At 39.6% G+C, this 10,940-nt stretch carries 5 protein-coding genes; all 5 read right to left on the reverse strand.

The genetic code is table 11. The features are described from left to right. Window positions 1-190: 190 nt before the first annotated feature. A complete protein-coding gene (locus tag DW835_RS17170; RefSeq protein ID WP_118731482.1) occupies window positions 191-2,701 on the reverse strand; it encodes a DEAD/DEAH box helicase in 2,511 nt (836 codons plus the stop codon). Then, the gene (locus DW835_RS17175) at window positions 2,665-3,273 is read right to left on the reverse strand and encodes a class I SAM-dependent methyltransferase (RefSeq protein WP_118731483.1); all 609 of its coding nucleotides are present in this window, start codon (window positions 3,271-3,273) and stop codon (window positions 2,665-2,667) included. Before DW835_RS17175 ends, DW835_RS17170 begins: the two co-directional genes overlap by 37 nt. Window positions 3,274-3,427: 154 nt before the next feature. Continuing rightward, window positions 3,428-5,230, reverse strand: coding sequence for a hypothetical protein (locus DW835_RS17180; RefSeq protein ID WP_118731484.1), 1,803 nt, complete (start codon window positions 5,228-5,230; stop codon window positions 3,428-3,430). Continuing rightward, window positions 5,211-8,741, reverse strand: coding sequence for a hypothetical protein (locus DW835_RS17185; RefSeq protein WP_147353743.1), 3,531 nt, complete (start codon window positions 8,739-8,741; stop codon window positions 5,211-5,213). Before DW835_RS17185 ends, DW835_RS17180 begins: the two co-directional genes overlap by 20 nt. A 137-nt stretch (window positions 8,742-8,878) precedes the next feature. Further along, the gene (locus DW835_RS17190) at window positions 8,879-10,186 is read right to left on the reverse strand and encodes an ATP-binding protein (protein WP_118668537.1); all 1,308 of its coding nucleotides are present in this window, start codon (window positions 10,184-10,186) and stop codon (window positions 8,879-8,881) included. Window positions 10,187-10,940 lie beyond the last annotated feature (754 nt).

A 10,940-nucleotide genomic window follows, 5' to 3' on the forward strand; every position in this document is an offset into this window, starting at 1 on the left:
AAAGACTAATTAGCCAAGGCGCAGGATTTGACGTTTACAAAATTTCATATAAAGTTGCTGTATCAAATAGCCCCTTTTTATTTAAAGCTTCTATTTTAGCCTTATACGCTACTATGTATTCACTTATATAATTGACTTTTTCAGCAGTCTCTATCAATATTTTGCCCTCTTTCATTTCATATAATTTTGTCTACTCTATTTTATAATACCTCTCCAAATCTTCCCTCATCTGCCTCTTCACTCTCTCCCAATCCCCCTCACTCATCTTCGCCAGCAGTGCATGATTCAGTGAAATCACTCCCAAATCCTTCGAGTAGTACATAAATCTCTTTCTCTCGAACTTTTCAAAGGGATTGGTCAGCATGCTGCTTTTGATCATTTTCCGGTCTTTCAGAGTCTCGGCATTATAAGGGCAGCTGGGGCGATCCACCGGCAATCCTTTATCGATCCTGTCCTGATAAAAGGCTATGTAATCTGTCAGCACATCCTCGATCTTCGCATCGCCTATCGTGTCCATATGATCGATAAACGACAGCAGGAACGGCATCTTATAAGACAACGAATAATCTCTTTCCTCCAGGAATGCAAAAAAGTCATCCCGAACGGTGTCATCGTTATGTTCCTGAATGTTCAGTTCTTTTCTGTATTTCTCCACATCCTCCGGGCTGAACAGGCTGATCTTCTTGCTGCCGAAGGGGAATTCCACCGTTGGTGTAATCTTCCCCTTACGGATCCAGCTGGTGATCGTTCCGGTGTTGACGAAGTACTCTCTCGCCAGCTGTTCCTGACTATAGTAATCCCCATACTTTTCTTCAAAGGTATGGATGTCCACTTCCACGATCCGTTCCACGCGCTCTGTGATGCCATCGATCTCGATCATTTGTCCCGGCAGGTAATCCTGTCTGGTGATATCGCCGAACGGAACATACAATGAGTTTCCGAAAATAGCATGCATACTGCAGGGTCTTACCATGGCTCCGTATTCATCTACCACATCAATGACGAACACATTTTTCTTGATAGATGTCCGGCGCAAACCTCTGCCGATCTGTTGAAGATACAGCACCTTCGACAGGGTTGGGCGCGCCATAACGAGGATTCCGAGTTCCGGATAGTCCCAGCCTTCCGAGATCATATCGCAGGCACAGAGGAAACGTATCTTATTCTCCTTGAACTCCTGCATAACCTTCTCCGGGTGTTTTGTATCTCCACTGTAATCCTGCGCTGAGATACCGGCTGCGTTCAGCAGGCGTGCCATCTCTTTGGTATGCGCCTTGTTGATACAGAAGATAATTCCCTGACGTTTTCCGGCATCTCCCTCTGTGAAATAGTCCTTCAGCACATTTACGATCAATTCATTTCGGGAAGTGACACGCACACTCTTCTCCAGATCCGCATTCACATAATCTTTTCCGTTAAAACGGACATGGCTCAGATCAATATTTGTCTCGATCCGGTAGACATTCGCCCTCGCCACAACTCCCTTCTCCATTGCATCCTTCAGAGAAAGCTCTGTTGTATAATTTCCGAAGATTTCTTCCAGTCTCTTTTTATCCGGGCGCTGATCCGTCGCTGTCAATCCTACGAGGAATTCCGGCGCATAGTATTGGATCACCCGCTTTAACATCGGAGCTACCGCGTGGTGCGCCTCATCCACTACAATATAGGAATAATAATCCCTTGTTTTTTCATGGTAATGTCTTACCGCATAGCTGTAAGTCTTAATATCGATCCGGTCCTGCAATGGCTGCAGGTCTTTGTCGATTCTCTCTTTCCAGTCCGCAATGATATTAGTATTCGGTGCCAGGATCAAAGCCCGGAACTGCTCTTTTCCAGCTGCAAATTTCTGAATATCTTCTTCTACGATCCGGGATTTTCCCGCTGCGGTAGGTAATACAATGAGGAATGCACGAATTCCTTTTTCCCGCCGTTCCTGTATCTGTGCAAGGCTGATCTCCTGGTGCTCATACAGTTCCGTTTTACGTTCCAACAGCAATCCCGCTTCCCGGAATCCGCCGGTGTCTTTTCCCAAGTAAGACCTGATATCGTCCTCGATACGATCCTTGAATCGGCAATCTTCCGTGGAAAAACGGTATAGCTTTAATCCCCACAATGCGCAGGTATTCTGCTTGCGCAATTGTTTCCGATAGCCCTCTATTCCGATCAGCTGCGGATGGTGGTAATGAATTCCGTTTTCCTCGATGGCCACTCTGCCGTCTGCGGTATCTACGAGATAATCGAGGAAATAATTGTTGCCGTCCTCATCGGATATCCGGAATTCTTTTTGCAGGTATTTCAATGCCCGCATACCGTAGACATCCGTGAAATTCTGTTCAAACAGCAACTCCAGCGGTGATGAGTCCGCATGCTCTCCTCTTTCTGAAATCTTTTTGGTAAAGTACAACACTTCCTGTCGGCTTTTCTGCAGGCATTTTTCTATCGTCTCCGGATCGAATCCCAGGAATCGGAACACTCTCCGGTATATTTTCATATAGTGGTTTTGTTTATCTGTGATCAGTGTATAAGGAAAAATCTGCTCGCCATCGCGGCAGGAGCAGATTTCATCATCGATAATGACCATGTCCACTCCATCATCATAAAAGCGACTCACACCGCCATTCGGATAAGTCACTGTCTCCCGGAGGACATAGTTCGGATATGCAATTAAGAATTGATCTTTTTCAGGAATAGATTCAGCCATCTTTCTTCCCTGTCCGGTCGTACATCTTCTGTCAAAAAGTTCCGCAGCTGCTGTAAATCCGAATGTTTTTTCAGCAGCTGCTCCAGTTTCTCTTCTGTAAAATCCAGAAAATATCTGCCGTTCCTTTCCCCCTCAAATACACCATACTTAAATGACATGTACAAAATGCCCTGCGGCTTCAGCGCCTTCTCGATGCGATATAACACTTCATCCAGTTCCCCATAGGATAAGTGCAGCAGCGATGAGCACGCCCAGATACCGTCATACACTTCCGATGCATCCAACTCTTGGAACAACTGGCATTTCACCGGAATCCCCGTGTACTCTGATGCCAACGCGCACAGTTCCGCGGAGCCGTCTATCGCATCTACCCGATAGCCATGCTCCAGGAAATATTTCGTATCCCTTCCGGAGCCACAGCCCAGGTCCAGGATCTGTGCTTCTGCAGGAAGTTTTTCCAGAAATTCATCCTGTATCACATGGAAGTCTACATCTCGCGTATTCTCCACAAAGCAGACGGCATTTTGATCGTAATATTGAATTGTCTGATTCTTTTTACTTTTTTCGCTCATTTAAAAGTATCATAGCATATTTTTAGGAATGCTGCAATCTCGTCGAAATTGCGCCCTCTATTATATACATGACAGATTTCGACAGAATCTTACAAATTTTTTTCGGGTTCGGGATAGCTAGCGGCATCACTTTGCAACGAAATCGCAAATGACATTACATTTTTACTCCATTTATATACTCCCGCAAATATTTGAACGGAAACGGTATTACTGTCAGCTGCCCATTATGTACAAAAGATACGTTCATCATTGGCAGCATTTTTTCGAACCTCACCGATGCTCCATGAAATCCTTCCAGTTTTCGGATAACACATCCTCTTTGAATTTTGGGATGCATTCCCTCTCCAATGGTCCCTACACAGTAATACTTTTTCTCGTCTTTCTCAAACATCTTAATATCAAGGCAAGATGCCAGTAATTCTTCTCTTCTCACCCTTCCACGGAGTTTATTATCTCCTTCTGCCAGCAAGCTTCCGATAGTATCTATTTCCGGAATAGTGAACAATCCCGTATCCTTGATAACATTCATACTTCCATCTGAGAATCGGATAACTCCTTTCACCATTTCCGAATCTGTTCGTGCCTGTTCAAAGATTTCTATCATTTCTGTGTATTCATTCATTTCAAAAAGTGTCATTTCCTGTTCTCTCATTTCAAAGGTGCCGTCCGGACTTACTGTCATAATAAAATAGTGCTTTATGTCATCCCCCTCTGTCTCCATGCCAAAAGAAATAGGCTCTGTGAATCCCAGTTTTTCCCAATCAAATAGGGATATCTTCTTTTCTTCAAGGTCTTTTTTGATAATAACTTCATGCATCACCGTCGCAATTGCAAACTCGCTGCTATCTGAAAAGTTTTCAAATGTAATATGTTGAACTGCTACTCCCTCATAATTTTTATCATGCGGGTCATTAACTCCATTGTAATATTCCGCATTATGAATCAGAACAATATTCAGCTTATCCCGGGATACCCTCTTACCCAGAGTCGTCTCTATTTCATATTTTTGCCGGAGCAAAGTTCTTATATTTTCGCAGAATATATCAGAATATGCATCATTTATCTGATCCACAATATGTATCCCTTTTTCATTCAGAACATTCTTAATTCTTTTGATGTTTTCTCTCTGGACAGTTTTGGAATAATCCACTCTCTGTGTAATAGGCTCCTTCCGAAATCCAAGTCTGCAAATTCCTTCATATTTATCATTGAAGGTAGTAATTACTGCATTCAACACTCCCATTTTAGATTGTTCATATTTTGAAAGACTCTGAAATTCCAAGAATGGAAGCGTTGTTTTTCTATCATCCAGTTGTCTTAGAATAAAGCAGGTTTCTTCCTCTCCTTTCAACCTTCTCCTAAGAGTGTTATTGGCTGAAAAAATATATTTTGGATAGTCCTCAAACTTGCGTTTTGTAAACGAGATTTTTTTCTTCAAACGCTCTGATGTAAAAGTTCTTACTGCCAGATTCACATATAGTTTTTCCGTAACAGTTATTTCTAAACAGGGCACCTGCCAGATAATATCCTCCTTCTTCTCTTTTCCCCGTTTTATCCAGTAGGGATGAAAACAATAGAGATGTCCTGTGAGATTATTACATTTTAAAAATTCCGAATCATAGGATCCCAATGCATTCAATAAAAGTTGAATTAATAAATGATCTTTTAACTCGGATATTGCAACCGGTAAAACAGAAAATTTGTCTCCATCCGTAACTTCTCCAAGAAGTTCTTTTAACTTCCTTTTGTTATCCAAATTCTTTGACATCAATAACAGCATTTTTCTTCCAGATTCAAATTTTATTGCTTTAATATCATTACACATGACTGATACATCTAAAATATAAGCACCACGCTTTATATATTTTTCGCTGGTCTCCAAACAAAAAATATCATATTTTTCCTCGATCTTTTGTTTATCGATAACATAATCCAGGCTATTGGTTTTTATACTCATCGATGCACCTCCTCAAAATATCCCATGCTGCTCTGTCATAACTAAGTTTACCGTCCGTTTCTTTTACCAGACACGGCAACGATACGATATGAATGTTTTCCATATCGACCTCCGAAATGTCCCAGTTTCCCTCTGCATAAATATTTGCTACAACAACACATTTGCATCCACATTTTGCAGCTTTACCTGCAATCTTTTTGATAACTGTATTCTTATCCTCCGTAGTTCCTTCCTGCCAGTTTTTAAAATCAACATAAACCGAACTTCCCTCGATTTCATAATCAAACATTTCGAAGATATCCGGGTTTTCTATTTCTTTCACAGTAACATGCAAATGTTTTTCCAAAAGGAATTTACCTACAACCTCGCCCAAAGCCCCTTTATAAATGTTATTCCAAAGAGGTGGCGTCATAATATAATCATTTGTCTGAAATGATGTTGCCCAACCATTTCTTTCAAACAATTCCCTGGCTCCAGGAATTTGCAACAATTTTCGGAGCTTTGTTCCTTCTTCTGATACCTTTAATGAATGTTCTCTATCTTGTCGAAATGTTACGGAAACATTATTAAAATCTTCCTCTTGCGAATAGTAATAATAATTTGCTGCCTCCGGTAACTGCACATAAAAATTAGTTATAATGAAATTACTACCGGCCTCTTCTTTCGAGGCTGTCGGATGTTCAAGTACGAATGTTCTCAATTTCTTCCATTTTTTAATTTTGGCTTCCGTCCAGTCGTTGTTCAGCATATTCTTAATTTCTTTATTTACGCGAATTGCTCTTAGAGATGCTCTATCCTCCAGAGAAATTGTTTCAGGATCTTTGGCACCCGTTTGCTGAATCTGATGAACTAACGCAACAAATTCCGGATTAAAGCTTCTTCCGTTTATAACAGATACATCTATCCTATCCACAATATTGTTATCTGCATAAATGTAAATATCCTTGTTTTTCTGGTTGGTTCTGCATATACGTCCAATTGCCTGGATAATATATCTGGTACTTAAAAGTACAACACTCTGCTTTGTATAAATATCCTTAAAGTTTTCATCGTTTCTATGCCCCAACATATAAGTTTTAAATGCTTTCTTAATATTAATGACTGTATCGTAAGAAGATATTTCTGAATTTTCCTGCAAAAATTCCATTTGAAAAAGGTATTTCACAAACTCTTTCTCTTCCAGATTATCCCCCAACGGAACAATGAGATTCGTCGGTTTGTCCAGATAAATAGCATCAAAATCCTTCTCGTTCTTCAGGCTACGATCATTTATTTTCACAGTCCTTCCTATTAAATACTCCGGGATCGGATACTGTAGATTCTGTCCTGCGCCAATTGTCTGATATACCGAAATAACAAACAGTTTTTCCCCTTTGCCCAACCGTTCAATCAGATCACTCTTTTTGCCATCATACTCCGTGCCATCCAGAAATACGACCGTTCTCCTTTTATCATATCCTTCCCAGCCATTCTCCATGGAAATAAATTGAAAAATATCAGACAGCGTATTTTTATCCAAAGCATTATCTCCCGAACGGGGATGCTTATTTAGTACACATAAAAAGGACTGAATATCCTCATGAATGACAAATTCTTTGAAAGCAAGAGCAATTCTCAAGTATCTCTTTTTGTTATAATCTTTATTATCTGCATTTTCTCCAAACAAGCGTTGTATCTTCTGGTACGCTTCCTTCGCAAGTTCCTGTGTGACAAATACTTCTGTCCAGGATTTTTCCGAATAATCCGCTCCGTTTCCTAACAGCTTCGTATGTATTTCTATATTTTGGTATCCTTCCTGTTGTTGATGAAAAGAATCTGCCAGACGCTGTCGTTCTTCCTCCGAAACTTCCACATAGATCTTTTGCATTTTATTCTTAAGATATTCAATGTCATAATTGCCAACCACAGAAGGTACGGTTGCTGTAGCAGATATTCCGATTACTTTTGCTTTTTCACAGAATCTGAGAAGTATTTTTTCCGGTGTATTTTGAAAGGAATACATCATGATCTGCGACTGCATATCATGTTCTGTATTATTTTCAAACGCATAATACCGAAAACCATGCTCATAAAATGACAGGTCAAACTCTCCCGGTTCTACCTCATCCTTTGTCTTGCGGGGAGACATCATAATCTGCCCTGTCAGGAAATCAATGCTTTCATCATTCAGCCGAAATAATGCAAGAACAGATCTTATTGCGGATTCTACCGAAAAAACATCCTCCCCTTCATTTCTTCGTTCATTTTTGCATTGCATATAATTAAATGCCAAAATACTGACCGCAACTTGAAAATAGGAAATAAATCCTCTAAGCTGTCCCAGCATTGTCTGAATATTGTTATTTTCTTTCGTCGGCTTCTTCTGTGAAAATCCAATAGAATTGATCTTCCTTTGTAGGTCACGCTGCATTATAATATATGAATTATCGGAATTCAGAATCGTGTGGAACTGGTGATCCTGGAACAAATAATTCTGGTAGCTATCTGCTATTTCTTCAAGAGTTCTATGTTTAAACTGCAATGAATAGGTCTTATGAATATAATCAGCTTTCTCTCGAATATCATCCACAATAGCCTGTAAAGATTTATTACGATACGCCCCCATCCTTCTTTCCCGGGATGGCGTTGTAAGTACAGTTGGAAAATCGTCAGTATGTAAGGCCGCATAGATATCCTTGAATAACTCTATATAATCTACCTTGTCATGAAGACCGTTATCGATAATCTTCTTCAAAATGGTATCCTTGGTCGCATCAAACTCATCAATAAAAATAACTGCATTTTTTACAATGTCTGAGTTATAGAACATATAAGACGGTTCCACAATGGTAGTATTCCTACTCAGCAATTTATCCATACTCAAAAACAATACCTGTCGATCTCTGGTAAATACTGCCGGATATAATTTTCCAAGCCACTGCCACTTCTTGTCTGTCTTAACGGCATATAGTCTCTGCTCTACCGTCACATATTCCTTTGCCAGATAATCCGAAACAAGTCGTCGGAACCTTGGTTCTGTTTTTTCCCGCAAATTGGATTCTATACTGTCCAGAAATTCCCGCATCACAAGAGTTTTTTCTTCTCTTTGTCTTTTAACAAAGCTTAAATCTCTTTGAAAATTCTTATACTCATCACTCTTTTTTATTTCAGCAGGAATTGCACTTTCCACTTCCGGAGACCAACCATCTACAACACTATCCATATTGGAATCTATAACCAGCACCTTTTCCTGATACAGTTCCGATTTTCCTATACTATTAAACCATTTTTGAAGATCATCATAGGGCAGGTTTTTCTTTAATGTTGTTACAAAAATGTATTTTCGATCCTTGTTTTGCGGGTCCATACATGCATCAAAAATGTACTTTATTGCAGAGTAAGTTTTTCCTGAACCGGTAGGCATATCAATAAGCATAAGACCGTTTTTATTTTCATTGTCCACATATCTTTTTATAATATCGTACATTTCGATTTCCCCTTTATCACTTTTTTTCAATTCTTTAAATAACAAATCACAACAACTTTGAGTTATCCTAATATTCCCATAAATACTTGTTTTTTTACAATAGCTAACGCATTTCCTGTCTCAATAATTTAATCATATTTTGTGTCCGTTTTTCTGTACTTAATTTTTCAAAGTGTTTTTTCTCAAATAAATGCGCTCATATACAGTGGTAACGTCACAATCCCCTCTTCGCTCATACCTATGTTTCCATCCACAAATTTGTATCCATAAGATATATCTTTGTCATTTTTCATAAGCCATTTTAATGAATTTGCCCTGGTATTTCCACTTTTGACCTCAATAGGAACCACGCTTCCGTCTTTCTGGATGATAACATCGATTTCTCGTTTCGTTGTCTCATTTTTATAGAAATAGATATGATATCCCTTCTTATAAAGAGCATCCGCTATTGCACATTCATAGATACCGCCTTTTGAGTTTCCTGCTAATGTGTTTTCCACAATATGCTGTTTTAAAGAAAAGTCCTTCATCGCCATTAGTAGTGATAAATCGGTTGTATATGCCCGAAAAAAGTCGTCTCTTGCATAATCGTCCAAATCAAATCTGACATCCGTCACCAGTTTACATAATTGCACCATATCTGCCCGAAGCAGCCATTCCACACTTGAATAATATTTTTGTGCCCTTCCACCATGCTCGATTTCTTTATATTGAAATTTATGATTTTCCTTATCTAATAGTTGCTTTGCCAGTGAGAGATAACACTTCTCTGCCTTCACCTTTTCTTCAGCAGTTGCATAATGTGCTATATCATACTGGTATCCCTGTAAGAGACTTCTTTGGACCCTGTCAACTTCTCTGAAATCTTTCGTATCTATATACTTCTGTACCACTTCCGGCATACCGCCTGTTGCGACATACTGTCTGTAGTAATTCATCATCTGTGAATGAATCGCCTCAGGTATCACTGTCTTTGAATGCAAATATCCACAAAGATTCCCTATCATATCTTCGCAAATCCCCATTCCCCAAAGAAATTCTTCAAAATCCATCCCATACATTCTCAGATAATCAACATACCCTACCGGATAGGAAGAGGCGCGTTTATAGTCGATTCCCAAAAGTGATCCTGAAGTAATGACATCATACCTGTTGTCTATCGCCCAGAACTTGAGCGATGTGATTGCCTCCTGGCATTCCTGAATTTCATCCAGAAAAATCAAAGTTTTCCCGGGGATAATTTTCTTGTCCGGAAAACGGAAACGCATAGCCATAACCATATTGTCTACCGTAAGATCTCCGGCAAAAATCTCCATTGCCGAGGGCATCTGTTTGAAATTAATTTCAAGAAGTTCCTCAAAGTTTTCTTCCGCAAATCGTTCGATGATGTACGTTTTCCCCGTTTGTCTGGCTCCCTGGACAACCAGACATTTTTTGTTCTTTGTATCTATCCAATTTTTAATGTACACTGTCGCTTTTCTTTTCAGCATAAAATACCTCTAATTCATAAATTTTATTCTGTTTAATGCTTATAATCAACATTTTGGAATATCAAAATGTAGTGGTTATCAACATTTTGGAATAATTATATCATTCCTTTTGTATTCAAGCAAGGCGCTGATACATAAATGATAGAGTAAACTTATTGTCAGTTAGAAAGTCGCAGAAGCTTCCCTGCTATAGACTTACCCAGATCGCAAGTTTTTCGGATGTCTATACTTGGAATGGTTGCCTGCATCTTTTCAATATATACTTGATCATTGTCATGACGGTGGAGCAGCAGGCTTCTCATATATCCTCTGTTTGACCGCACAATTATCCCCTCTTTGCTCACACCTATGCCGCCATCTACATATTTGTATCCGTAAGATATATCTTTGTTATTTTTTATATGCCATCTTAATGAATTTGTCCGGGGATTTCCACTCCTTCAGACTATTTAAAAAAGGCACTTTCTCTTTTACAGAAAAAGTGCCTTACCTTTCGCCCCAGCTCACTCCGCATCCTGAGCAATAGATCCGATTACCTGCGTCTGATTTCTGATATTCTATTTTATCCGCAAATGCATTGCAGGCCGGGCAGCATGCCTGTATTTTATGAAAATTGTTTACATTTTCCTTTCCTTTAAAATTTTTTACCATACTCTGCGCTCTCAGTCTTCCTTCTCCCCGTCTTCCTCCCCCACTGTAAGCAGTGACTTCCCGTTATAGCAGTCCGGGCTGAACAGTCCCTGCTTATGGGTAT

The organism is Clostridium sp. AM34-9AC (assembly GCF_003480225.1).
Classification (GTDB): domain Bacteria; phylum Bacillota; class Clostridia; order Lachnospirales; family Lachnospiraceae; genus Acetatifactor; species Acetatifactor acetigignens.